12 protein-coding genes are annotated in these 26,758 nt (G+C 69.1%); 6 read left to right on the top strand and 6 right to left on the bottom strand.

Annotation, left to right across the window (positions count from 1 at the left end):
• Positions 1-388 precede the first annotated feature (388 nt).
• Complete coding sequence (locus A8G15_RS20085) at positions 389-2,053, bottom strand: amidase (RefSeq protein WP_068163584.1); 1,665 nt, start codon at positions 2,051-2,053, stop codon at positions 389-391.
• A 115-nt stretch (positions 2,054-2,168) separates the two neighbouring features.
• Between A8G15_RS20085 and A8G15_RS20080 the strand changes: the two genes are divergently transcribed.
• Positions 2,169-2,864 carry a GntR family transcriptional regulator gene (locus A8G15_RS20080; RefSeq protein WP_068163580.1) on the top strand — a complete coding sequence of 232 codons (696 nt, stop codon included), beginning with the start codon at positions 2,169-2,171 and terminating at the stop codon, positions 2,862-2,864.
• Between the two features lie 19 nt (positions 2,865-2,883).
• Here A8G15_RS20080 and A8G15_RS20075 read toward each other — a convergent pair whose 3' ends face one another.
• Together A8G15_RS20075 and A8G15_RS20070 are read right to left on the bottom strand one after the other, a co-directional pair.
• Positions 2,884-4,284, bottom strand: coding sequence for a wax ester/triacylglycerol synthase domain-containing protein (locus tag A8G15_RS20075; protein WP_156665488.1), 1,401 nt, complete (start codon positions 4,282-4,284; stop codon positions 2,884-2,886).
• The gene (locus A8G15_RS20070) at positions 4,281-5,603 is read right to left on the bottom strand and encodes a wax ester/triacylglycerol synthase domain-containing protein (RefSeq protein ID WP_156665487.1); all 1,323 of its coding nucleotides are present in this window, start codon (positions 5,601-5,603) and stop codon (positions 4,281-4,283) included. The genes A8G15_RS20075 and A8G15_RS20070 overlap by 4 nt, the downstream gene beginning before the upstream one ends.
• A gap of 251 nt (positions 5,604-5,854) precedes the next feature.
• Between A8G15_RS20070 and A8G15_RS20065 the strand changes: the two genes are divergently transcribed.
• Genes A8G15_RS20065 through A8G15_RS20050 form a run of 4 tightly spaced genes read left to right on the top strand, consistent with a single transcriptional unit; the run spans position 5,855 to position 9,379 of the window.
• Positions 5,855-6,859: a daunorubicin/doxorubicin resistance ABC transporter ATP-binding protein DrrA gene (locus A8G15_RS20065; protein WP_068163570.1), complete on the top strand. Its 1,005-nt coding sequence runs from the start codon at positions 5,855-5,857 to the stop codon at positions 6,857-6,859.
• Positions 6,856-7,719, top strand: coding sequence for an ABC transporter permease (locus tag A8G15_RS20060; RefSeq protein ID WP_068163566.1), 864 nt, complete (start codon positions 6,856-6,858; stop codon positions 7,717-7,719). The genes A8G15_RS20065 and A8G15_RS20060 overlap by 4 nt, the downstream gene beginning before the upstream one ends.
• The gene (locus A8G15_RS20055; protein ID WP_068163683.1) at positions 7,716-8,582 is read left to right on the top strand and encodes an ABC transporter permease; all 867 of its coding nucleotides are present in this window, start codon (positions 7,716-7,718) and stop codon (positions 8,580-8,582) included. Before A8G15_RS20060 ends, A8G15_RS20055 begins: the two co-directional genes overlap by 4 nt.
• A 23-nt stretch (positions 8,583-8,605) precedes the next feature.
• Complete coding sequence (locus A8G15_RS20050; RefSeq protein WP_068163564.1) at positions 8,606-9,379, top strand: SDR family NAD(P)-dependent oxidoreductase; 774 nt, start codon at positions 8,606-8,608, stop codon at positions 9,377-9,379.
• A gap of 91 nt (positions 9,380-9,470) precedes the next feature.
• Here the strand turns inward: A8G15_RS20050 and A8G15_RS20045 are convergent, their stop codons facing one another.
• Positions 9,471-10,544, bottom strand: a complete 1,074-nt coding sequence (locus A8G15_RS20045) for an alpha/beta hydrolase (protein ID WP_082900032.1) — start codon at positions 10,542-10,544, stop codon at positions 9,471-9,473.
• A 130-nt stretch (positions 10,545-10,674) separates the two neighbouring features.
• Positions 10,675-10,893, bottom strand: a complete 219-nt coding sequence (locus A8G15_RS20040) for a hypothetical protein (RefSeq protein ID WP_068163562.1) — start codon at positions 10,891-10,893, stop codon at positions 10,675-10,677.
• 258 nt (positions 10,894-11,151) lie between these two features.
• On the opposite strand from A8G15_RS20040, the gene A8G15_RS20035 reads away from it, so the two are divergent.
• On the top strand, positions 11,152-12,195 hold the full coding sequence (locus A8G15_RS20035) for an alpha/beta hydrolase (RefSeq protein ID WP_068163559.1): 1,044 nt from the start codon (positions 11,152-11,154) through the stop codon (positions 12,193-12,195).
• Positions 12,196-12,278: 83 nt separating this feature from the next.
• Here A8G15_RS20035 and A8G15_RS20030 read toward each other — a convergent pair.
• A partial coding sequence (locus tag A8G15_RS20030; protein WP_156665486.1) for a non-ribosomal peptide synthetase occupies positions 12,279-26,758 on the bottom strand: 14,480 nt, incomplete at its 5' end.

Below are 26,758 nucleotides of genomic sequence, written 5' to 3'. Positions count from 1 at the left end.
AGCCACCTCGTCTGCACAGCCCCACCGGAACGGCGACCGAGAACAGCACTGACACGATGCGATACCGGGATGCACCCGATCCGCTGCCGCTGTTCATCTGTCAATAGTTCTCCGGTCCACGCGGTCGGGCGTGTCGCCTCCCCGCTCATTCCCCGGCACCGAACTCGATGCCGCTGGAACCAACCGGATGCACCCACACGGGCGCACAGGGGTACTGCTTCCGTCTTGCATGTGGCCGCGACCAGGCCGAAAGGCTCGATCCGCGACTGTCACACCAACCCGTTCCGAGCCGCAAAAAAACCATGACCCGGTCAAGGCAACCCGACCAGTATGCAGGACCGCCCACACAAACTCAACTCGGCGCTCCCCACGTTCGTCGGCGCCGACGTCAGCCCGGTCCGGTGGCGGTCGTGATCGCGGGAAGGATCGTCGCTCGCGCGTCGAGCGTATTCGTCGGATCGGGACCGGGGCCGGCCGCGGCGAGCGGCACTTCGGGGATCGCGCGCGGCGCCGGCGCGATCGGCGGCACGTCACGCCAGACGGGCAACGCCTCCTGCAGTTCGAGCGCGACGGCGACCACCTCGCGGTCCTGCCACGCGCGGCCGCCGATCTGCACACCGAACGGAATCCCGGTCGCCGACGACCGGCCCACCGGAATCGAAACCACCGGCGCGCCAGCGTAATTCGCCCACCGGACGTCGCCCTGCACACCCGCCGACACGGTGTACTCGAGGAACTCGTTCCGGCGCGCCCCGTCGACGAACGTCCCGGGATACACCACCGCATCGAGGTCGTTGTCGACGAACATCCGGTTGTAGTCGTACTGGAATCGAAGCCGATCACGCTCGAGGCCGAAGTACTCGGCCGCCGGGAGCGCAAGGCCCGCCGCGGCGGATGCCAGCGCGGGCAGGCGCTCGGGACGGTAGAGGTGGACCCGGTCCGAGAACTGCCGGTGATAGGTCCCCATCTCGGCCATGTCCCCGGTGGCCAGCGACGCCGGTTCCGCCGGAGCCACGACGGGGACGATCTCCGCTCCGAGAGCGCGGGCCGCGTCGAGCAGTCCGTCGAACAGCGACCGCAGCGGCGCGGGGAGTTTCGCGACGGCCGCGTCGGGCACGCCGAGGCGGCTCCCGCCCAGCGGAGCGGCACCACCGCGGGCGGCCGACGCGAAGCCCTCCCCGCCGAGTGGCGGACCGAGCAGGGTCGCCGGATCCGAGGGGTCCTCCCCCACGAGCGCGTCCAGTAACAACACGGCATCGCCGACGCTGCGCCCCAGCACGCCGACATGGTCACGAGTCGGGGTCAGCGGGATCATCCCGGCCACGGAGACCCGCCCGAACGACGGTTTGACGGAACTGACGCCGCACGCGCTCGCGGGCAGCCGCACCGAACCACCGGTATCGCTGCCGACCGACAGCGGGACGAACCGCGCAGCGAGCGCGGCGGCGCTACCACCCGACGACCCACCGGGTGAGAAGTCCGTGTTCCACGGATTGCCGACCTGGGAGGTGGCGACACCGATCGCGAACTCGTCCGTGTGCACGTGACCGAGGAGGACGGCCCCGGCGTCGCGCAGTCGGCGCCAGACACCGGAATCCCCCGCGGCGACGTTGCCCTCGAGCACACGGCTCGACGCGGTCAGCGGCAGACCCGCGACCGCGAAGATGTCCTTCAGCGCGATCGGCACTCCGCACAGCGGCGATTCCGGGACACCGTCGCGACGCGCGCGGCCGAGCCGTTCGGCGGCCGCGTCCGCCGCCGCGTACGCGATCTCGGGATACATCCTGATCCAGGCACCGATCTCGCCGTCGAACGCTCGGCTGCGGGTGATGCACGCGTCGAGCAGTTCACGCGGATGCAGATGCCCGGCCTGCAGCAACGCGGCAGCCGAGGTCGCGCTCATCAGCGCCGGATCGGTTTCCGACACGGAACCGGGATCGGGCAGCCGGCGGGCAGGCGTCGTCGCGGCGGCCGGTACCCGGGACACACCCAAGACGGCGACGCCTGCAACCGCTCCCCCCAGGAAGCGCCGACGGTTGATGGTGGCAGTCACGGAACGACAATAGGTGGAACCGCGCCGTCGTGCGGGCCCGGCGCGAGCGCCGGGGTGGGATACTGCACCGACCGGATCCCGGTCCCCCGCCGAGCCCCGGACCCGAGGAGTGCCCATGACATCGTCCGCCCGGCCGCGTCCCGTCGGGTCCCGCGCGCTGCGCCGCCGTCCCCAGCTGTCCGACGACGTCGCAGTTCACGTACGCAATCGCATCATGTCCGGCATGGTCCGACCCGGCGACTTCATCCGGCTGGACGAGACCGCCGCGGAGCTCGGCGTGAGCGTCACCCCCGTGCGTGAGGCGCTGCTGACCCTGCGCGGCGAGGGTCTGGTGGAACTGGTGCCGCACCGCGGGTACGTCGTCGCTCCGCTGAGTCGCGGCGACATCGACGACCTGTTCTGGTTGCAGGGACAGATCGCGGAGGAACTCGCCCGGCGCGCGGCGGAGTCCATCACGCCCGACACGATCGCCGAACTCACCGAACTCAACGAGCAGTTGCGCGAGGCCGTGCGCGCGAGCGAGGGTGGACGCATCGAGGACATCGAGTTCGTGTTCCACCGGACCCTGAACCGCGCGGCCGACGCGCGCAAACTCTCGTGGTTCCTGCTCAACGCCACCCGCTACACCCCGGCGAGCTTCTATTCGTCCGATCCGGACTGGGGTGCGGCGGCGGTGCAGAGTCATTCCCACCTGATCGAGGCGCTGACCCGGGGCGATTCCCATGCGGCCGGCGAAGTGACCCGCCGGCACTTCACGGACGGGGCGCGGCGGCTCGTCCGTCATCTCGACGAGGCCGGGGTGTGGAACTGACCGCCCCGGACCGGCCGGCTCAGCCGACGGGGATCGTCGGACGGTCGGGCTCGGCCTGATCGAGGGCGGCGACGAGCGCGTCGAACGAATCCTCGAGTGCCCGGCGGAAATGCTGCGGGTCGGGCATCATCTCTGCGGTACCGACGAACGAGAACGCCAGTTCGGCGCCCAACGACGCGACGCTCACCGCAAATCCCGCGTGTACCGGAGACGCGTTGAAGGCGGTGATCGAAGGCCTGCCCAGGAAGGTGAGGTCGGACGGGCCGCGAGGCACATTGGTGACCATCGCGTTCGCGGAGATCCCCGTCCCGGCTTCGACCGCGCGATGCGTCGCCGCCACGACCTTCCGTGCCATCCACCACGGATACTCGTCGAGAGCGGTGGTCGCGATCATCGCCGGTGCACTGCGGCTGCGTTCCTTGCCCTGTGCGCTGGATTCGGCGATCCTCCGGAGGCGGATGCGCGGGTCCGGTTCCTGCACGTGCAGGTCGACGAGGATCATCCCGAACTGGTTCGACGCCTGCTCCGGGTTCCTGCGGCGCTCGGACAGCGGGATCAGCGACATCGGTGCCGCGACGACCACCGGATCCGAGCCGAGCTCACCGTGGTGGCGCAGGTATTCGCGCATCGCTCCCGAGACGACGGCGAGCGCGAAGTCGTTGACGGTGGCCCCCGGGATCGCGCGACGCGCAGCCTGCGCTGCCTCGAGCGATCGATGTGCCACGTCGACGACCACCTCGCCGCCGCTCGCCGAGACGTTGAACCTGTTCGGCACCGCGGTGGGTGCGGGCGGGATCTCCCCGCGAGCGGTCAGCTCGTCGAGTTCGGCGACCGCGGTCCGGGTACGCCGCGCCGCGCGCAGCATGGTCACGACCTGCCCGGGGATCGCGGCGACCTGGCGCAGCGGCCCGGGCGGAGCGTAATCGGGTTCGGGTTTCTCGACGTCCGCGTCCGGGGCGTCGAACAGCCGGCGGGCGATCGCGACCGCCTCGACGCCGTCCCCGATCGCGTGCTGGAACTTGATCACGATGTACACGGCGTCGTCGGGGAGGCCGGGAACGCCGCGGACACCGGTGATCGCGTGCAGTTCCCACAACGGCCGGGACACGTCCATGGGCGCGGCGACGATGCGCGCCCACTCGGCGGTGAATCCGTCCCAGCCGACACCGTCGAGATCGGTGTACCGGACGTGGTCCGCGACCTCGACGCGGTCGGCGGTGCGCCACACCGGGTACCCCAACGGCGACCGGAATTCGACGATCTCGGTGAAGATCCGGGACCGGTCGAGCCGGGCGGTCATCCACTCGACGACTTCGCTGTGGCCGAACCGCGCTTCGGCGCCGTTCCCGGGTTCGAAGACCCATATCTGGACGAACTTCGATTCGTCGATGGGCGCCAGTTCGTCCCCGAACGAGGTCACGATGTGGTCGAGCCCTCCCCCGCCGTGTACGGCGAGCACCCCGAAGGCGACACCGCCCGCGCCCCACAGCAGGTCAGCTCACCCGAGCCTCGCGGGACGTTGGCGACGGTGGTGTTCGCGATCACCTGCGCCCCCGACGCCACCCGCCGCTGGTGCGCGGTGACGATCCGCCTGGCGATCCACCAGGGGTAGTCGTCGAGTGCGGTGGTCGCGGTCACGGCGGGGGGTGTCCGAGCGCGGGACTTACCGGCGGCCGAACCGGCCACGATGGCTCGGAAACGTGCGAGGGGATCGGGCTCGTCGGTGCTCAGGGAGAGCAGAACCATGGCGAACTGGTTGGAAGCGCGCTCGGGTGCTCGGAGTCGCTCCTTCGGCGCGACCGCCGACATGGGGAACGCTCCGACGAGTGATTCCCGGGGCAGCTCCCCGTGACGTTCGAGGTATCCGCGCAGGCCTCCGGAGACCACGGCCAGGACGAAGTCGTTGAGGGTCGCGCCGGGCACCGTGCGCCGCGCATCCTGAGCCGCGCGGATGTCCCACCGGACGACGTCCATGGTGGTCCGGCCGGTCAACGGCCCGTTGAATCGGGTGTGCGGCGCTGCCGGTGCCGCGGTGATCGCCTCGCGGTCGACGAGGGCGTCGAACGCGGCGACCGCGGCCCGGGCCCGCCGCGACGCGCGCAGCATGCGGGCGGCCCGCAGGGGTACAGCCGCAGTCTGTACGAGCAGCGGGGGGCCCGAGAGCACGTTCCGGTCGGCGTGTTCGGCTCCGCTGTCCGGGTCGTCGAACAACCGGCGCGCGATCGCAACCGTTTCGATTCCGTCGCCGACACAGTGATGGAATTTCAGGACGACGAATGTCGATCCGTCGGGAATTCCCGCTATTCCTTTCGCCCCGGCGAAGGCGTGCAATTCCCAGGGGGGCCGGCTCAGATCCATCGGCTCCGCGAGCACGGCCGCGAATCTGCGTCGCAGGCCATCCCAATCCTCGTCACCGACGTCGACACAACGGACCTGCTGTTCCCACTGGGCGTCGCCGTCCCGAATCCAGTTCGGGTCCGCGGGGCAGCGATGGAATTCGACCCGCTCGGTGAGCGCCCGCGATCGAGCGATCCGGGCTCCGACCCATTCGAGAAGTGCATTCCGGTCGACCGGCCGGTGATCGCCGGGACCGGGCGCGAACACCCAGACGTCGACGATCGCCGACTCCCCGGCCGCTGCATCGGAAACCAGTTCGAGGGCGTGGCGCGGGGTCATCGCCCGGCGATATCGCGCTCGCTCGGCGAGGGTCGACCGGCCGTCGCGCAGTAGGAATTTCACTGGGATTCTCCCCCATAACTCCTGCCCCGACGCGAATTCCACGATAGCGAACGAATTCCCGCCCCGGGCCGGTATCGGGCATTACGGTCACGGGACGGGACAGCGATGCAGATCCGAATCCGCGGAGATTCCGGACGGACGTGTCCGGATCGCCCGCGCGGGTAACATTGCGGCGGTCGCACCGAGGAACAAGGAGAGCGGGAGAACAGGAGAGAACGGGCCGATCCGATCGAACTCGACGGTGGAGCGTGATGCTGGGATATCAGGACTACGCGGTGCTGGTGGAAGACGTCCACAAATCGTTCGGCGATGTGCACGCACTCAGCGGAATCACCTTTTCTGCGCCCCCGGGCAGCGTCCTGGGAATCCTCGGCCCGAACGGCGCCGGAAAGACGACGACGGTCAACATCCTGTCGACCTTGATCCGGCCCACGAGCGGCCGCGCGACGATCGCGGGCTACGACGTGATGACCCACGCGCCCGAAGTCCGGCGCTCGATCATGATGACGGGTCAGTACGCGGCGCTCGACGAGGCGCTGACCGGCCGGGAGAACCTGATCCTGTTCGGGCGCCTGATGGGACTCGACCGGTCGACTGCGAAAGCCCGGGCGGATGCCCTCCTGGTGGAGTTCGATCTCGTCGACGCCGGTAAACGCGCGGTCCGGCATTATTCGGGCGGCATGCGGCGACGGGTGGACATCGCCTGCGGACTCGTCGTGCGTCCCGAGGTCGTGTTCCTCGACGAACCGACGACCGGACTGGATCCACGCAGCAGGCAGGGCGTGTGGTCGCTCGTCGCGGCGCTGAAGAACCAGGGCATCACGGTGCTGCTGACGACCCAGTATCTCGAGGAGGCCGATCTCCTCAGCGACAACATCATCGTCATCGACAAGGGCACCGTCGTCGCGGAGGGCACCGCCGACGAGCTCAAGGCCCGCACCGGGGGCAGTTTCTGCGAAATCGTGCCCGCCGACCCGGCGGCCGTGCGCTGGGTCGTTCACGCACTCGGCGACCTGGTGCCCGACGAGGTGCGCGCCGAGATCGCGCAGCATCCGAGCGTCGACCGCGTCTCGATTCCCGCGCCGGCCGGGGCGGCGACGCTCGCGGAAGCCCTGCGCCGCCTCGATTCGGAGGAGATTCCACTCGCGGACATCGGACTGCGCCGGCCCTCGCTCGACGACGTGTTCCTCACTCTCACCGGCCACTCCACCGCTCCGGCTGCCGACGACACCCCGGCGGAGGAGGTGTCCACGTGACCGCGACGGCGAAGAACGTGAAGAGCCTGGCCTCGCAGCGCAATCTTCGACGTGACGCCACGCTGTCGCTACCGGAGAAGAACACCGGCGTGCACCGCCGCCCCGAACCATCGGGTTTCCACCAGTGGCGCGCCCTGTCGGGCCGGTCGATCCGATCGATGATCCGCGAGGGCGACCTGCTCATCGCGGTGATCGCGCCGTTGGTCTTCACGATCGGGTTCTATCTGCCGTTGAAGTTCGTGATGCAGATCAGGGGCGTCGACTACGCCCAGTTCCTGATGCCGATCATCGTGATGCAGGCGATGGCGTTCACCGCGATCTCCGCTTCGCAGACCGCCGCTTCGGAATCCGCGAACGGCTTCACCAGCCGGTTGAAGACGATGCCAGTGTCGGCCCCGGTTCCGCTCATCTCCCGCATGACCAGCAGTTTCGTCCGGTCCGCGGTGGCGCTGACCGCCGCGCTGCTCTTCGGGTACGCCATCGGATTCCGGTTCAGCGCCGGTTTCTGGCAGGCTGCGGCGTTCTGCGGGTTCGGCATGCTCATCGGCGTCACCCTGTCACTGGGAGCCGACGCGATCGGATCTCTGTCGAAAAGTCCCGAGGCGACCGCGCAGGCGCTGGCCCTGCCCCAGTTGATCCTGGGCATGCTGTCCTGTGGCTTCGTTCCCGAAGAGGGGTTCCCCGAGTGGATTCGTCCGTTCGTCCGCAACCAGCCGATCTCCCAGTTCTCCTTCGCGATGCGTGACATGGCCGAAGGTGGCATCACCGGGTCGGTGCTGCTCCCGGCGGCGCTGTGGTGCGCCGGCCTGCTCGTCGTGTGCGCGCCCCTCGCGGTCTGGGCGAGTGTGAGGCGCGGATGAGCACCAACATCGACCGGGACCTGCCGCAGGGCGCCTTCGACGCCGACCGCATGTTCGACTTCCCGGAACCCGACGCCGCGCACCCGGAAGGATCGGTGCGTGCGCTCGCCGACCACAGCCTGATGCAGTGCGGCCGGCTGCTGCGCCGCTGGTCGCGCGACCCGGCCACCATGATTCAGGCCTTGCTGTATCCGGCGCTGACCCTGGTGATGTTCCGGCTGGTGCTGGGCGACTCGATCACCGCCGCGACCGGGCAGCCCGCGATCTACGGCAACGTGCCGCTGATCGCGCTGATCGGTGCGATGTTCGGTTCGGTGGTCAGCGCCGTCGGGCTGCGGGAAGAACACAAGAAAGGTCTGCTCAGCCGGTTCTGGGCGATGCCGATCCACCGGGCATCGGGCCTGGTCGGTCGCATGATGGCCGAGGCCGTGCGGATCTTCGCCACGACGCTGCTCATCGTGGTGGTCGGATCCGCCCTGGGATTCCGTTTCCTGCAGGGGCCGCTGGCCGGAATCGTCATGATGCTGATCCCGATTCTGTTCGGGGTCGGGTTCGCGGTGATGGTCACCGCGCTGGCCGTGGTCTCCGGTGACTCCCCGCTCGTGGAGACCGTGTCGATCGTGTGCACGCTGCTGATGTTCTTCAATTCGGGATTCGTTCCGGTGATGGCCTATCCGACGTGGTTGCAGCCGGTCGTGCAGTACCAGCCGCTCTCGTGCGCCGTCGACACGATGAAGGGTCTGTCGCTCGGCGGCCCCGTCCTCGAGCCGTTGCTGCTCACGTGCGCGTGGTCGTTCGGGATGATCGCGGTGTTCCTGTATCCGGCCGTCCGCGGCTACCGCCACGCCGCCGCTCACAACTGACCCGGGTCCATTACGGTGGCCGCATGACTGATTCCGCAGCCACGCAACCTCCCTCGAGCCGCCCGGTCGCGCTCGTCACCGGGCCCACCTCCGGTCTGGGCGCTTCGTTCGCCCGTCTGCTCGCCGAGCGTGGGCACGATCTGGTCCTGGTCGCCCGCGACGAGGCGCGGTTGCGCGCACTCGCGGACGAACTCGCCGGTGCGCATGGCGTCCGAGCCGAGATCATCACGGCGGATCTCGCGTCGGAAGCCGGACGGGATACGGTCTCCGAGCGGCTCGCGAAGGGCGTCGACGTGCTCGTCAACAACGCCGGTTTCCTCACCGACGGGGAGTTCTGGGACGCGGATCTCGACCTGTTGCGCGGGCAGCTCGGTGTCAACGTCACGGCGGTGCTGGAACTGACGCACGCCGCGCTCCCCCCGATGCGGGCGGCCGGCCGCGGCACGATCGTGAACGTCGCGAGCGTGTCCGGTCTGTTCACGGGCCCCGCGTCGACGTACAGCGCGAGCAAGGCGTGGGTGGTCAAGTTCTCGGAGGGGCTCGCCCACAAGGTGGCCGCGGACGGTGTGCGCATGGTCGCGCTGTGCCCCGGCTTCATGGACACCGAGTTCCACCCGCGCGGCGGGCAGGACGTCTCCGGTGTTCCGAAGCAGCTGTGGCTCGACACGACGGAGGTCGCGCGGACCGCGCTCGAGGACGCGGCGAGCGGCAGGATCGTGAGCATCCCCGGCCGGCGCTACCGGCTGTGGACCACCCTCGACCGGCTCAAGCCGCGCCGGCTGGTGTGGCGGGCCTGAGACACTTCCCCGACACGACACCGGGGCCGGTGACGACTCGTTCGTCACCGGCCCCGGATTCTTCGTCGCGGCTGCCGCTTCGCTCTCGGGCTCAGCCTTCGTCGATGTCGAGCGCGCGTGCCAGCACGGGCCACGACTCCTTCAGCTCGTCCTCCCAGTAGCCCCACGAGTGGGTGCCGTCCTCGCGGAACTTGAAGGTGGCGGGGATGCCCAGTTCGTTCAGCCGGTCCTGCAGGTTGTGCGTGCAGTAGTTGGTGGCAGCCTCGATCACGCCACCGACGATGATCTGGTTGGCCACGTTTCCGGCATCACCGTTCATACCGGGGCCGTCGCCGTTGTCGTACCGGCCCGGCAGGCCCGTGCCGTTCGAGACGTACAGTTCCAGGCCGCGCAGCTTGTCGGCGTGAAGGTAGGGGTCGTTCGCCTTCCATGCCGGATCGTCGAGCGGGCCCCACATGTTGTCGGTCTTGCCGCCGCCCCACGTCTCGACCACGAGCTTCACGAACTGCTGGCCGATCGGGTCGGAGGTCTGCGCGCATCCGCTGTAGGCGGCGACACCTCCGAACAGTCCGGGCTTCGCGGTCGCGAGCGAGAACACCGACGTGCCGGACGACGACAGGCCGGCGATGGCGTTGACGCCGTTGGTGCCGAGCGCGGCGTCGACGATGGGCGGCAGTTCCTCGGTGATGAACGTCGTCCACTTGTTGTTGCCGAGAACCGGATCCGGGGAGTACCAGTCCGTGTAGTAACTGAACTTGCCGGCCAGCGGCGACACGACGTTGACGTTCTTCTCGGTCAGGAAGTCGATCGCGTCGGTCTGCAGGCGCCACGTACCGGCGTCCTCGCCGCCGCCGGCTCCGTTGAGCAGATACAGCGTGGGGCGCGGTTCGCTCGTGTCGGCCGGACGCCACACGTCGACCGGGATCTCACGTCCCATGGACGCCGAATGGATCCAGATGATGATCGAGTGATCGTCGTAGACCTCGGTCTTGGTGATCTTCGAACCGTTGGGCGACTCCACCGAGGACAGAACGTTCCCGGTGTCGAGGACCGGATCGGCGCCCGCGGTCGCCGCGCCCGCAGCGGTGGGCAGTGCGACCGCGGTCAGTACCACGGCCAGGGTCCTCGCGACGGCTACCGCCGTACGGTTCGTGTTTCGGCGCATGCGCTCGCTTCCCACCTTCTCCATTGCTGTTGCTGCGTGTCGGGTCACCGCGGCGCAGCGCCCTCGTACATGCGACGATGGGACCCCCTGAGGGATCCCATCGTCGACCGTTGCGATCTGTGGTCGCGTGTCAGCCGATCACGAAGCACTGACCGCCGACCACGGCGAACAGGTTGCCCGGAGGGCAGTTCGGCGGGGTGACCGCGTTCGCGAGCTGGTCCGGGGTCAGGCCGATGAACGGGATCGGCGCCTGCGGCACGATCGGCTCCGCCTGAGCGGCACCTGCGGCGCCGAAAGCGATACCGGCAGCGGCTGCGCTGCCGAGCAGAACGGTCAGTGCACGACGCATCTGGGAACTCCTCCTGTAAGCGGCCACCACTGCGGCCGGTTCAACGATGGCGGCGACAGCACGAACCCCCCATCGGTGCGGATCACACCGTACGCCAACGGTGACGATACCGTAAAGAAGTTCGATTCTCCGGCAGCGGATCCCCTCGCGAGAAGGACTCTCCGGGAATGAAACACAATCGCGGTGCGCGGCGATGAACAACCGAACAGTCCCGGCGATCGGCAGGTCCGATCGCCCCGGCAGGCAGGTCCGCGACGCATGACCCGAACCGCAGCGCGCGCAGCGCTCTTGCTGGTATCCGCGCTGCTCGGCGCCCTGTTTCCGGCGCTGGGAGCCGCCGCCGCAGATCCCGTTGTCGAACGCGGAGAACCGCTCGCGTCGCCGGTGTCGGCGAACGGCTCGCACATCACCGGAATCGAGGTGCGCGGCGAACAGTCGCTCGTGCTCTCCGTCTATTCGGCGTCCATGGACCGAGAGATTCCGCTCGAAATACTCCGACCGGAGGACACCTCGGTCCCTCGGCCCACGCTGTATCTGCTCAACGGCGCCGGCGGTGGCGAGGACGGAGCCACGTGGAGCGCCCGCACCGACGCGGCGTCCTTCCTGTCCGACAAGAACATCAACGTCGTCACTCCGATGGCCGGGAAATGGAGCTACTACACCGACTGGCAGCGGCCCGACCCGGTGCTCGGCGTCAACAAGTGGACGACCTTCCTGACCGAGGAACTGCCCCCGCTGATCGATGCGGGCCTCGGCACCAACGGCGTCAACGCCATTGCGGGCCTGTCGTCGTCGGGCACCTCGGTGCTGCAGCTTCCGATGGCGAAGCCCGGACTGTATCGCGGGGTGGCCGCGTACAGCGGCTGCGCGCAGACGTCGGATCCGGTCGGGCAGGCGTACGTGAATCTCGTGGTCGAGACGTGGGGTGGCGGCAACACCACGAACATGTGGGGCCCACCGAACGATCCGGCGTGGGTGGAGAACGACCCCTACGTCAACGCCGAGAAATTGCGCGGCCTCGCCCTGTACCTGTCGAACGGCAGCGGCCTGCCCGGGCGGTACGACACGCTCGACGGCCCCGATATCGACGGGGACGTCGGGGTACTCGCGAACCAGGTCGTCGTCGGCGGCGTGATCGAGGCCGCGACGAACGGCTGCACCCACAACATGGCCCGGCGTCTCGACGAGTTGGACATCCCGGCGACCGTCGTCTTCCGGGACACCGGCACCCATTCGTGGGGTTACTGGCGAGACGATCTGGAGAACTCCTGGCCGGTGCTGGCCGGTGCACTCGGCGTCTGATCGTTCACCTTCCTCCTCCCGCACACGGCAACGGCCGGACCGGAACATGTGTTCCGGTCCGGCCGTTGCCGTTACGGTTCCCGCTACCGGTCGTCGAGGCGGCGGAAGAAGCCGGTGCGGGTGTAGTAGTCCACGTAGCGGCCGAGCACTTCCGCGTCCACGACCGGGCAGTCCACTCCGGTTCCGGCCAGGTGCGCGCGTGCCTTCTCGTCCGAGAACGTCTCGATCTCGGCGAGCCCGGTCGCGAACTGGCCGGACACGAGCATCGCCCGCATCAGGCTGTCGTCACCGGCGGCGGACAGTTTCTCCGCCGTGGTGAACAACGCCTCGCCGAACTCGGGCACCGACACCACCCTCAGATCGAATCCGTGTGCCCGCAGCTGGGTTTCGAGTTCGGTCATCGGCACCCGGCGCTGCGACACGAGGTGATACGTCCCGCCCCACGTCTCGGGATCGAGTGCGAGCCGCACCAGCGCCCCGGCGACGTAGTTGACCGGAACCATCGGCACCGTCCCGGTCGCGATGTCCGGGATCTGCTGCAGGGCGACGATGGCGCGCACCATGTTCCAGAACGCGTCGTCGGAACCGCACGCACCGGTCACCACGTCGCCGGTGATCAGACCGGGCCGGTAGATCGACACCGGCACGCCCCGCTCGCCGGCGAGCCGGACCACGGCCTCGCCGACCCACTTCGACTGAACGTATCCGGAACCACCGACCCGTTCGGCGTCGAGCAGGTCGTCCTCGCCCGCGACGTACGGCTGCCCGGCCGCGAGTGCCGCCTCGTCGGTGAGCACCGAACCGGTGGACACGAAGTGCAGCGGCTTGAGCCGGCCTGTGGCGGCGAGCCTCAGCAGTTCTTCGGTGGCGAGCACGTTCGGCCGATGCAACCGGCTGTACGTCTCGATGTGGTTGACCCGGGCGCCGTTGTGCACGATGGCGTCGACGCGTCCGGCGAGTTCGGCGAAGCGTTCCTCGCTCAGTCCGAGCCTGTCCTGCCCGAGGTCGCCGGGCACCGCGACGATGCGGTCCGCTGCGGTGTCCTGCCAGGATCCGAACCGACGCATCGATTCTTCGATCCGGGCCAGTCCGTGTTCGGGCGAGTCGGCCCGGACCAGGCACCACACCTCGGCGCCGGTGCGGTCGAGCAGTTCCCGCACCAGATGCGAACCGAGGAAGCCGGTCGCGCCGGTCAGCAGCACGACCTCGGGTTCGACGCGGGGCGGCTGCGCACCGGCAGCGGTGATGTCCGCTGCGAGACTCACATGGTCCGCGAAGCTCGCGACGTCCGAGCCGCTGCCCTGCGGATCGATCGACCGGGCGAGGTCCTCGACCTGCGGATGGTCGAACAACTCCTGGACCCCGACCTCGAGTCCGGTCAGGTCCCGCAGCCGGTTGATCACCTTGATCACCAGCAGCGAGTGCCCGCCGAGTTCGAAGAAGTCGTCGTCGAGGCCGACACGTTCGGTTCCGAGGATCTCGGCGAACACGGCCGCGACCGCGAGTTCGATCGGTGTGACGGGCGCGCGGAACTCCCGTGCCTCGAACACCGGTGCCGGGAGCGCCCGGCGATCCAGCTTCCCGACGGGCGTCAGCGGCAGTTCGTCGAGCACCACGATCACCGACGGAACCATATGCGACGGCACGCTTCTCGCGACGAACTCCTTGAGTTCGGACGGATCGATCTCCGCACCGGCGACCGGCAGCACGTATCCGACCAGACGCGCCGAGGCGGACTCGCCGTCCCGGTGCGCGACCGTCGCGGCCACGTCGACGGACGGATGCGCGGACAGCGCCGCGTCGATCTCACCGAGCTCGATGCGCAGACCGCGGATCTTGACCTGGAAGTCGCTGCGCCCGACGTAGGCGATCTCGCCGTCCGCCGTCCACGTGACGACATCGCCGGTGCGGTACATGCGCTCGCCGGGAGCACCGAAGGGATCGGCGACGAACCGGTCCGCGGTCAGGCCGCGACGCTCGTGGTATCCACGAGCGAGTTGCACACCGGCGATGTACAACTCACCGGGCACGCCCACGGGCACGGGCCGCAACCGGTTGTCCAGCACCAGTTCCCGCATTCCCCGGATCGGTCCGCCGATCGTGATCGGAGCACCGGGCGTCATCGGATCGGAGATGTTCGACATGATCGTCGTCTCCGTGGGTCCGTAGCCGTTGTACAGCGACCGGCCCGGCGACCATTTCTCCACGATGTCCGCCGAAACCGCCTCGCCGCCGGCGACGAGATGCTGCAGCGAATCCAGACCCGTCGGGTCCATCGAGGCCAGCACCGTCGGGGTGATGAACGCGTGCGTCACCGACTCGCGCCGGATCAGGTCCTCGAGGGCACTTCCGCCGAACACGTCCGGCGGCGAGATCACCATCGTCGCGGCGGCGCCGAGCATCAACAGCAGTTCGAGCACGGACGCGTCGAAACTCGGCGACGCCACGTGCAGCACGCGCGACCGCTGCGTCGGCGAATACCTCTCGTACTGCTCGACGCAGAAATTGTGCAGGCCCGCATGGGTGACGCTCACACCCTTCGGTCGGCCCGTCGAACCCGACGTGTAGATCACGTACGCCACCTGCGACGACCTGATCGGCGCCGGCAGATCGCGGTAGGTGACCGGCGCCCCGGACTCGACGGCGCACCGCGAGCGGACGTCCTCGTCGTCGAGGACCAGCCAGTCCACGCCGCCGGAGAGACCGTCCACGTGCGCCGACAACGTCAGTCCCAGAACGACTCCGGAGTCGTCGATCATGTGGGCGACCCGATCGGCCGGGTACTTGACGTCGACCGGGACGTAACCGGCGCCGGTCTTCGCGACCGCCCACACCGCGAGGACCGATTCGATCGACCTCGGTACGGCGATCGCAACGAGATCGGACGCACCGATGCCCCGGCCGAGCAGCATGCGGGCCAACTGCGACGACTGTTCGTCGAGTTCGCGGTAGGTCAGTGCCCGGTCGCCGGAGGTCACGGCGATCCCGTCCGGGTTCTTCGCGACCGCTTCGGCGATCAGCGCGGGCAGCGTCGACGTCCATGCCGGGCCGCGCGGTGCGCGTGCCACTGCGGTTCCCGACCGTGCGGCACCGACGAGTGCCGCGCGCTCGGAGTCCGCGAGGACCTCGACATCGCCGACGACGATCGTGGGATCGGCGGTGACCGCGGCCAGCACCCGGCCGAACCGCTCGGCGAACGACACGACGGTCGCCTCGTCGAACAGATCGGTCGCGTAGGTCAGGTCGACGCCGTACTCCCCGTCGCCGCCGGTTTCGGTGACGGTCACCTGCAGGTCGAAGCGCGACACCCCGTCATCGAATTCGACTGCGGCGAGCCGGAGTCCACCGAGGTCGAACGTTGCGGCCGGCTGATTCTGGAACACCAGAGCCACCTGGAACAGTGGGTTGCGGGACGTGGATCGTTCGACGTCGAGCGCTTCGACGAGTCGTTCGAACGGCACGTCCGCATTCCCGAACGCACCGAGGTCCGTCTTCCGGGCGCGTGCCAGCAGGTCCGCGAACGTGTCCTCGGCGACCACGGGGGTGCGCAGCACCAGCGTGTTGACGAACATGCCGACGAGATCGTCGAGCGCGGCGTCGCCGCGGCCGGCCACGGGAGCACCGACGGTGACGTCGTCGCTTCCGGACAGTCGGGCCAGCAGCAGTGCCAGCGCGGCGTGCACCACCATGAACGGTGTCGACCCCCGCTCCGCGGCGAGCCGGTCGATACCGGCCCGCACGCCGGCAGGCAGGGTGAACCGGTGCGTGGCACCGCGATGGGACAGTGCGACGGGACGCGGCCGGTCCGTCGGCAGCGTCACCTCGTCGGGAACCCCGGCGAGGGTCTCGGTCCAGTACGCGAGCTGCTGCGCGAGCAGCGACTGCGGATCCGTCTCGTCCCCGAGCACGTCCCGCTGCCACAGGGTGTAGTCCGCGTACTGCACCGGCAGCGGCGCCCGGACCGGTGCGCCGCCCTGCGACCGTGCCGCGTAGGCCGTGACGACATCACGGGTCAGCGGGGCGATCGAGAATCCGTCCGAGGCGATGTGGTGGGCGACGAACACGAACACGTGGTCGTCCTCACCGATCCGCAGCAGCCCGACACGCACAGGCACCGCCGCCGTGACGTCGAACCCGGTCGAGATCAGCCGGATGACCCGCGCGAGCACCTCCGCCTCCGGGACGTTCTCGACGTCCACTGCCAGGCGCGCCCGTTCCGGGGACAGCACGTCCTGTACGCCGGCGCCGTCGACCTCGGGGTAGACGGTGCGCAGCACCTCGTGCCGGGCGACCACGTCGTCGACGGCGAGTTGCAGCGCGGGTACGTCGAGCGGCCCGGACATGCGAATCGCGATCGGGATGTTGTACGCGGCCGACGCCGGGTCGAAGCGGTTGAGGAACCACATGCGGGACTGCGCCGCCGACAACGGAATCCGGTCCGGGCGCACCTGCGGCACCAGGGCCGCACGGCCCGGTCCCCCGGTGTGCGACTCGAGCCGCGCCGCGAGCGATTCGACGGTCGTCGCCTCGAAGAGCGCGCGCACCGGCACCACCGTGTCGAGGGCTGCGCCGAGTCGCGCCACGACCTGCGTCGCGACGAGCGAGTTGCCGCCGAGTTCGAAGAAGTCGTCGTCGACACCGATCGTGCCGACACCGAGGACCTCGGCGAACACGCCGGCGACGATCTCCTCCACCGGAGTGGACGGCGCCCGGAACTCCCGCGCCTCGAACACCGGTGCGGGCAGCGCCTTCCGGTCGAGCTTGCCCGACGCGTTGAGAGGGAACTCGTCGAGCACGACGAACGCCGACGGCATCATGTAGGTCGGCAGCTTCCGGGTCAGTGCCTCGCGGGCCCGCTCGAGGTCGAACGACTCCGGCGTCCCGGGCACCACGTACGCGACGAGCTGCTCACCGGTGACGGTGTCGACGACGAGCACGGCCGCCGAGATGACCGCGTCGTCGGCAAGCAACGCCGCCTCGATCTCGCCGAGCTCGATGCGCTGGCCACGGAACTTGACCTGGAAGTCGGTGCGCCCGATGTAGACGAGTTCACCGCCCTGCCAGTACACGAGGTCACCCGTGCGGTACATCCGCCGACCTGTTTCGAACCTGTCGGCCACGAACCGGTCGCTCGTCAGATCGACACGGCCGTGATAGCCGCGCGCCAGCTGAGCCCCGGCGAGATACAGCTCGCCGGGCACACCGTCGGGCACCGGGTTCAGTCGGGAGTCGAGGACGTAGACCTTCGAATTCCACTGCGGCACACCGATCGGAACCGAGCCGACATCACCCGGTGCGGCCTGCCGGTAGGTGATCGAGACCGCGGCCTCGGTCGGGCCGTACAGGTTGTGCAGCCCGGCGTCGCTGATCCGCGCGAACGCCTCGGCGGTCGCCGCAGGCAGCGCCTCGCCGATGACGAACACGTCGCGAAGACCCGCGACGTCGCCCGGCGCCACCGCGGAGACGAACACCGACAGCATCGACGGCACGAAATCGGTGACGGTGACACCCGCCGAACGGATCCGTTCCGCCAGGTACAGCGGGTCGCGGTGACCGTCCGGGGTGGCGACGACGAGGGTCGCCCCGACACGCAGGGGCATGAAGAAGCCCCACAGCGACACGTCGAACGTCGTCGCGGTCTTCTGCAGGTACACGTCGGACCCGGTGAGCAGGTAGTGCCCCTGCATCCATTCCATCTGGTTGACGATCGCGCCGTGCGGGACCGCGACGCCCTTGGGCTTGCCCGTGGACCCGGACGTGAAGATCACGTACGCGGTGTTGTCCGCGTGCACGGAGCCACGGCGTTCGGCGTCTCCGATCGGACCGGTGGCGACACCGGACAGGTCGAGGGTGTCGAGGAACAGCACGGTCCGGCCGGTCGCGGCGGTGAAGCCGTCCCGTTCGGTGCTCAGCACGGCGACCGGGTCCGCCGCCTCGAGGATGTAGGCGATGCGATCGGCCGGATGGTCGGGATCCACCGGCACGTAGGCACCACCCGCACGCAGCACGGCGTACATCCCGACGACGAGTTCGAGTGAGCGCCGCATACCGAGGGCGACCCGCGATTCCGGGCCGACACCGAGCGCGATCAGGTGCCGCGCCAGCGCCGTGACCCGAGTGTCGAACTCGGCGTACGTCAGTGACTCGTCCTCGTACACGACGGCGGTGGCCTCGGGCGTCAGCCGCACCTGACGATCGAAGCCGTCGAGGAGCAACGTGTCGACCGTGGGGTGCTGCGTGCGATTGCGCACGTCGACGATCTCGGCGCGTTCGCCTTCGGCGAGGACCGGCAGGTCCCCGACGACGATCGCCGGGTCGCTGGTCACCGCGTCGAGGACCCGCACGAAGCGGTCCGCGAACGCGACGATCGTCGGCTCGTCGAACAGGTCCGTGGCGTACTGGAGTTCCACCGCGGCACCGGCCGACGCGCCGGTGTCGTCGAACATCTCGGCGACCGCGACCTGCAGATCGAACTTGACGAGGTGGGTGTCGGTCTCGATGGGCGCAACGGACAGTCCCCCGAGTTCGAGGGCGGTGCGGTTCATGTTCTGGAAGAACAACGCCACCTGGAACAGCGGGTGGCGACCCTGCGACCGGGCCGGGTCGAGCACCTCGACGAGGCGCTCGAACGGGACGTCGGCGTGCGCGAACGCCCCGAGGTCGGTGGACCGTACGCGGTCGAGCAGGTCCGCGAACGATTCGGCGGCGGCAACGTCCGTGCGCAGAACCAGCGTGTTGACGAACATGCCGACGAGGTCGTCGAGTGCGGCCTCGCCGCGGCCCGCGATGGGCGCGCCGATCGCGATGTCGTCGGTGCCGGACAGTCGCGCCAGCAGCGACGCGAGGGCCGCGTGCACCACCATGAAGGGCGTCGCCCGGCGGTCACGGGCGAGCACGCCGATCGCGTCCTGGAGCCGCGCCGGGAGCGTGAACGTGTACGCCGCGCCCCGGTTCGAGGCCACCGCCGGTCGCGGGCGATCGCTCGGCAGGTCGAGCTGGTCGGGGACTCCGGCGAGCCGCTCCGTCCAGTAGCCGAGTTGCCGTGCGATCACCGAGGAGGGATCGGATTCGGCGCCGAGCACCTCGCGCTGCCACAGCGTGAAGTCGGCGTACTGCACCGGCAACGGCGACCATGCCGGGGCCTCACCCCGCGAGCGGGCGGCATACGCCACCATCACGTCCCGGGTGAGCGGCGCCATCGAGAATCCGTCGGCCGCGATGTGATGGACCGAGAAGACGAGCACGTGTTCGCCGCCGCCGAGCTGCAGCAGCGCGGCACGCACGGGAACCTGTGCGGTGACGTCGAATCCGGTCTCGACGATCTCGGTGACCACCGCGAACGCCGAATCCGCAGTGACGGCTCGCACATCCAGTTCGACCGCGGCCTCACCGGCGGGCAGGATCACCTGGTGCCCGCCGCCGTCGACCGCCGGGTAGACGGTGCGGAGCACCTCGTGCCGGCTCACGACGTCGGCGACGGCTGCGCGCAGCGCGTCCACGTCGAGCTCGCCGGACAGGCGCACCGCGGCCGGGATGTTGTTGACCGCAGAGTCGGTGTCGAACCGATTGAGGAACCACATGCGGGACTGCGCCAGCGACAACGGGATCCGGTCCGGGCGGGGCTGCGGCGCGAGCGGCGCCCGCCGGCCCGACCCGGCACCGGTCTCGACGCGGGCGGCCAGGGCCGTCACGGTCGAATCCTCGAACAGGACACGAACCGGCACCTCGGTGTCGAGAGCAGCGCCGAGTCGCGCCGCGACCTGCGTCGCGACGAGCGAGTTGCCACCCAGCGCGAAGAAGTCGTCGTCGGCTCCGACGCGATCGACACCGAGCACGTCCGCGAACGTCGCCGCGACGATCTCCTCGACCGGGGTGGCCGGGGCACGGAACTCGCGGGCCTCGAACACCGGTGCGGGCAGCGCCTTGCGGTCGAGCTTGCCGTTGGCGCTGAGCGGGAACTCGTCGAGCACCGTCACCACGTCGGGAATCATGTACGCGGGCACACGTGCCCCGACCGCGGACTTCACCACGGCCACATCGACGTCGGCGCCGTCGGACGGGACGACGTACGCGACGAGCTGCTGGCCGAGTTCCCCGTCGTGGACCACGACCACGGACTGTCCGATCGCGGGCAGGTCCGTCAACGCCGCTTCGATCTCGCCGAGTTCGATACGCAGACCCCGCACCTTCACCTGGAAATCGGTGCGGCCGATGTAGTTCAGTTCCCCGGTCGGCGACCACGACACGAGATCACCGGTCCGGTACATGCGGGCACCGGCCGCAACATTCCCCGTCGCTTCGCTCGCCCCGGTTCCACCATTCCCCGTCGCTTCGCTCGCCCCGGTCACGAACGGATCGGCGACGAAGCGCTCCGCGGACAGATCGGGACGCCGCACATATCCGCGCGCCACCTGCACGCCCGCCAGGTACAGCTCACCCGCGACACCCGGCGGTACCGGCTGCAGGCGGTCGTCGAGCACGTACACCCGCGTGTTCCACACGGGCGCACCGATCGGCACGTTCACCGTGTCCGCGTCGGTGACCTCGTGGAAGGTCACGTCCACCGCGGCTTCGGTCGGGCCGTACAGGTTGTGCACCGCGACTCCGGGCACGAGTTCCCGCATCCGCGCGGCGACGGGCGCCGGCAGCGCCTCACCCGACGCGAACACCATCCGCAGGCCCGAGCCCGCTGCCGCGCTCGGCTCGGTGACGTAGGCGGCAAGCATCGACGGCACGAAGTGCACCACGGTGACACCCGCGCCGGCGATCAGCCGGGCCAGCGCCGCCGGATCGCGGTGCACGTCCGGTGCGGCGACGACGAGACGGGCACCGATCTGCAAGGGCCAGAAGAACTCCCACACCGACACGTCGAACGTGAACGGTGTCTTCTGCACCACCACGTCGTCGGTGGTCAGCCGGTACTGTCCCTGCATCCACTGCAGGCGGTTGACGATCGCGGCATGCGCGACCGCCACGCCCTTCGGCCGTCCCGTCGAACCGGACGTGAAGATCACGTAGGCCGTGTTGTCCGGAAGGACCGCGCCGAGGCGTTCGGTGTCCGCGATCGGACCGTCCGCATACTCGGAGACGTCGATCCGGTCGAGCAGCACCACATCCCGGCCCGGCGCCTCGATCACGTCACCGCTGGTGGACAGCACGAGGACCGGGTCGGCTGTCGCCAGCACGTAGTCGTTGCGTTCGGCGGGCTGGTCGGGGTCGATCGGCACGTACGCACCACCGGCAACGACGACCGCGTACATGCCGACGAGCAGCTCCGTCGACCTGCGCATCGTCAGCGCGACGAGCGCGTCCGGTCCCACACCCGACGCGATCAGCACCCGCGCCAGGCGGTGCACGCGCGACGCGAATTCCCGGTACGTCAGGGTGTCGTCGCCGAACACCACCGCCGGAGCGTCCGGCGTGCGCGCGACCTGCGCCTCGAACAGGTCCACCAGCGTCGCCGTCGAATCCACCTCGTGTGCGGTGGCGTTCCACGTTTCGAGAACCGAGGTCCGCTCGGCCGCGTCCATCACCGGAACGTCGCCGGCCCGCAGGCCCGGGTCGGCGACGACCGCCGCGAGCACCCGGGTGAAACGCTGCGCGAGGGAGACCACGGTCGCCTCGTCGAACAGGTCCGTCGCGTACGTGATGCCGGCGGCGATCCCGGCGGGCGATCCGTCCGCGGAGAACGTGTCCGACAGGACGAACTGCAGATCGAACTTCGCGTTGCGGTTCTCGGCCTGCACACCGGCGACCGTCAGTCCCGGAAGCTCGAAGCTCGACTGCCCGAGGTTCTCGAACGTGAGCATCACCTGGAACAGCGGGTGACGTGCCTGGGACCGCGGCGGGTCCAGCACCTCGACGAGCCGTTCGAACGGCACGTCGGCGTGCCCGAACGCTCCGAGATCGGTGTCCTTGACCCGCGCCAGCAGATCCGTGAACGGCTCCGCCCCGTCGATGCGGGTCCGCAGCACCAGGGTGTTGACGAACATGCCCACCACGTCGTCCAGCGCGGCCTCACCACGACCGGCGATCGGTGTTCCGATCGCGATGTCGTCGCTGCCGGACATGCGCGCCAGCACCGTCGCCAACGCCGCGTGCACGACCATGAAAGCGGTGACACCCGTGCGCCGCGCCAGGCCGGCGATTCCGGCCTGCACATCCGCGCCGATCTCGAAGCGGTGGTCGCGGCCGGTGTTCGACGCGATCGCCGGACGGGGACGGTCGGCGGGCAGATCCAGCTGGTCCGGGACTCCGGCCAATGCGGAGGTCCAGTAGTCGAGCTGACCGGCGATCAGCGACCGCGGATCGTCCTCGGCACCGAGCACCTCGCGCTGCCACAGCGCGTAGTCCGCGTACTGCACCGGCAACGGTGCCCACGACGGATGCTCACCGCGCGAACGGGACGCGTAGGCGACCATCACGTCCCTGGTCAGCGGCCCCATCGAGAAACCGTCGGCGGCGATGTGGTGAGCCACGAACACCAGCACGTGCTCGTCCGGTGCGATGCGCAGCAACTCCGCCCGCACCGGCACGGAAGTGGTGACGTCGAATCCGGCCCCCACCGTGGCGAACACCCGCTCGAGCGCGTCGGCTTCGGTCACCTCGACCGGGGTGAGCGCGATGCGCGCCTGCGCGGCGGGCAGGATCACCTGAGTGCCCGCGCCGTCGACCTCCGGATACACCGTGCGCAGGGCCTCGTGCCTGGCCACCACGTCGTTGACCGCGGCCTCGAGCGCGGTCGCGTCGAGTTCGCCGGTCAGGCGGATCGCGATCGGCACGTTGTATGCCGCCGAGCCGGGATCGAACCGGTTGAGGAACCACATGCGGGACTGAGCGGCGGACAACGGAATACGATCCGGACGCGGCCGGGCGGTGAGCGGCACCCGGCCGCCCGCACCCGCGTGCTGCTCGGCGACCGCCGCGAGGGCGCCGACCGTCGGAGCCTCGAACAGAGCGCGCACGGGAATCCGGGTGTCGAGCTCGCTGCCGATCCGGGAGACCACCTGGGTCGCGACGAGCGAGTTGCCGCCGAGCGCGAAGAAGTCGTCGTCGAGACCGACCCGGTCCAGACCGAGCACCTCCGAGTAGACGGCGGCGACGATCTCCTCCACCGCCGTCGTCGGGGCCCGGAACTCGCGTGCGGCGAGGACCGGCTCCGGCAGGGCACGCCGGTCGAGCTTGCCGGAGTGGTTGAGCGGAAGCTCGTCCAGCACCATCACGACGTCGGGAACCATGTACCGCGGCAGCGATTGGCTCAGCGCCGACTGCACTTGTACCGGGTCCACATCACCGGCGGGCACCACATAGGCGATCATCCGATCGGATCGGACGGCGACAGCACCTGCCGCCACACGAACGACGTTGCGCAGAACCGATTCGATCTCACCCAGTTCGATTCTCTGACCACGCAGTTTCACCTGGTCGTCGTTGCGGCCCACATAGACCAACTCGCCGGCCCGGGTCCACCGAACCAGATCGCCGGTGCGATACATCCGTTCGCCGGCCCCACCGAATGGGTTCGCAACAAACCGCTCCGCTGTCAACTGAGAGCGTCCTGCATAGCCTCGGGCCAGCTGCGCACCCGACAGATACAGTTCGCCGATCACGCCCCTCGGAACCGGATGCAGCCGAGAGTCGAGCACCACGGCGTCGGTGTTGCGCACAGGCGTGCCGATGGGCACATACGTTCCGGCGACGTTGTCGCTTCCCTGGCGGCTGGTTGCCTGAATGGTCACTTCTGTAGGTCCGTACAGATTGATGACATCGGTGCCATACAGCTGCCGGACACTGTCCGCCGTCCCAACCGACAACGCTTCGCCGCCCGAGAAGACGAGCCGCAGTGCCCGCGCGGGCCGCGCCTGGTCGATTACGAGGTCGAGCACCGACGGCACGAACTGCGCCACCGTGATCCGCTCATTGGCGATGACAGATGCCAAATAGGCTGGATCACGGTGACCGTCGCGATCAGCTATCACCGTTTGTGCGCCGACCGTCGTGGCCAGCAGCAGTTCCCATACCGAAGCGTCGAACGTAGCGGGAGTTTTGAGGAGCACCGCGTCGGTATCGTTCAGCCCGAATTCGTCCCGCATCCATCGCAGCTGGTTGTACAGCGCTCCGTGCGAGACCGCGACGCCCTTCGGACGACCGGTCGATCCGGACGTGAACAACACGTATGCGGTGTTGGCCGCCCGCATCGGGCTGCATCGGGCCGAGTTGCGAACCGGATCACTCGGCCGATCGGAGAGATCGAGGCCGTCGACGCACAGCACGGTGCGATCGGTTTCCACGTCTTCATCCGATGTTGTGAGTACCAGATGGACATCCGCGGTATCAAGTAGGTAGGCGATTCGGTCGGCAGGCTGTTCGGGATCGACTGGCACATATGCGCCTCCTGCGGCCAGCACCGCATGAATGCAGATCACCATGTCGATCGACCTGCCGATGGCCACCGCTACCGGCACCTCGGGACCGACGCCGAGCGCTACCAGGTGGTGCGCGAGGCGCGAGACCCGCGCCGTGAGATCGCTGTAGGTCAGCGTCCGATCCCCGGCGCGGAGCGCGACGGCGTCAGGTGTGCGCCGACTCTGGGCCACGAACAGATCCGGGATCAGGTCACCGGAAATGGCTGGTTCCGACGGGCCGCGCCCCAGCTCCGATATCCGCTGCCGCTCCACTTCGGCGACCAAGGCTATGTCACCGACCGGACAATCCGGCTCGGCGACCGCAGCCGTAAGCACTCGCACGAACTGCTCGGCCACCGCGGCCACACTGTCGGCGTCGAAGATGTCGGTTGCGTAACCGATCTCACCGAGATACGACCCGTCGCCACCGGCGGGTTCGACGAGCGTGACCGACAGATCGTATTGCGCTGCTTGCCAATCGAAGTCGAGGGCGGAAACCGACAGTCCGGGCAGTTCGACGACCGATTGGGTGTAGTTCTGGAAGGCCAGCATGACCTGGAACAGCGGTGAGAACGACTGCGATCGGACCGGGTTGATGCGGTCCACGAGCCGTTCGAACGGAACGTCGGCGTTCGCAAATGCCTCGAGACCGACACGCGTGGTGTCGGACAACAGGTTCCGGAACGACGCGGCACCGTCGACGCCGGTCCGCAGCACGAGTGTGTTGACGAACATGCCGACCAGGTCGTCGAGGGCGGCCTCACCCCGGCCGGCGACCGGGGTACCGATCGTGATGTCGTCGCTGCCGGACAATCGCGCCAGCAACACCGCAAGTGCCGTGTGCACGACCATGAACGGCGTGGCGCGCTGATCCGCGGCCAGACGCTTGATGCCGGCGACGACATCGGCCGGCACCGCGAAATCGATGCTCGCGCCGACGCCGGAGCGCACCGCGGGCCGGGGCCGGTCGGTGGGCAGGTCCAGGACGTCGGGCGTGCCCGCGAGCGTGTCGATCCAGTAGTCGAGTTGCCGGGCGATCACGGAGCCGGGATCGTTCTCGTCGCCGAGCACCTCGCGCTGCCACAGCGCGAAGTCGGCGTACTGCACGTCCAGGGGCTCCCAGGCCGGGGCCTGCCCGCCGACGCGGGCCGTGTAGGCCAGGACGATGTCTCGGGCCAGAGGCCCGGTCGACACACCGTCGGCCGCAATGTGATGGACGACGAGAGCGAGTACGTGCTCGTGCTCGTCGATCCGCAGCAGAGCGCCGCGCACGGGGGGTGCCACGGTCACGTCGAAGCCCGCGGACAACAGTTCGCCGACCCGGCTGCGCAGGTCGTTCTCGTCGAGCACCTGCACCGGTTCGAGGCCTTCCGGCAGCCACCCGGCCGGAAGCACCTCCTGGACACCGGCACCGTCGACCTCGGGGTAGTACGTGCGGAGGACCTCGTGGCGGGCGATCACGTCGCGGACCGCAGCTTCGAGGGCAGCGACGTCGAGTTCCCCGCTCAGGCGCATCGGGATCGGGATGTTGTAGGCCGCGGAGGCGGTGTCGAACCGGTTCAGGAACCACATCCGCTGCTGCGCCAACGACAACGGCACCCGCTCCGGACGCGGACGCGCCGTGAGCGCCACCCGCGCACCCGAACCCGCATGCGACTCCACCGCAGCGGCCAACCCCGCCACCGTCGACGCCTCGAACACCATCCGCACCGGCACCTGCGCATCCAACGCAGCACCCAACCGCGCCGTCACCTGCGTCGCCACCAGCGAATTACCACCGAGCGCGAAGAAATCGTCGTCCAACCCGACCCGCTCGACCCCGAGCACCTCCGCGAACACCGCAGCCACCGTCTGCTCGACCGGGGTGACCGGAGCACGGAACTCGCGCTGTACCACCTGCGGCGCCGGGAGCGCCTTGCGATCGATCTTGCCGTTGATGTTGAGCGGCAACGCCTCGAGCACCACCCACGCAGACGGCACCATGTACGACGGCAGCTCCGCCGCGACACCGGCCGCCAGCGACGACACCTCCACCACCGCACCGGCAACGGGCACGACATAACCGACGAGCTGCTCACCGGTGAGCCGGTCGCTGTGCACCACGACCACCGCCTGTGACACCGAAACCTGGTTCCGCAGAACCGATTCGATCTCACCCA

The organism is Rhodococcus phenolicus (assembly GCF_001646785.1).
Classification (GTDB): Bacteria; Actinomycetota; Actinomycetes; order Mycobacteriales; family Mycobacteriaceae; genus Rhodococcus; species Rhodococcus phenolicus.
This window is presented reverse-complemented; position numbering and strand designations above follow the sequence as displayed.

Bases quoted from the DNA above. Each gene is read 5' to 3' on its own strand.
- A8G15_RS20080 (WP_068163580.1), top strand. From the start codon at position 2,169: ATGACATCGTCCGCCCGGCCGCGTCCCGTCGGGTCCCGCGCGCTGCGC.
- A8G15_RS20065 (WP_068163570.1), top strand. From the start codon at position 5,855: ATGCTGGGATATCAGGACTACGCGGTGCTGGTGGAAGACGTCCACAAA.
- A8G15_RS20055 (WP_068163683.1), top strand. From the start codon at position 7,716: ATGAGCACCAACATCGACCGGGACCTGCCGCAGGGCGCCTTCGACGCC.
- A8G15_RS20050 (WP_068163564.1), top strand. From the start codon at position 8,606: ATGACTGATTCCGCAGCCACGCAACCTCCCTCGAGCCGCCCGGTCGCG.
- A8G15_RS20045 (WP_082900032.1), bottom strand. From the start codon at position 10,544: ATGCGCCGAAACACGAACCGTACGGCGGTAGCCGTCGCGAGGACCCTG.
- A8G15_RS20040 (WP_068163562.1), bottom strand. From the start codon at position 10,893: ATGCGTCGTGCACTGACCGTTCTGCTCGGCAGCGCAGCCGCTGCCGGT.
- A8G15_RS20035 (WP_068163559.1), top strand. From the start codon at position 11,152: ATGACCCGAACCGCAGCGCGCGCAGCGCTCTTGCTGGTATCCGCGCTG.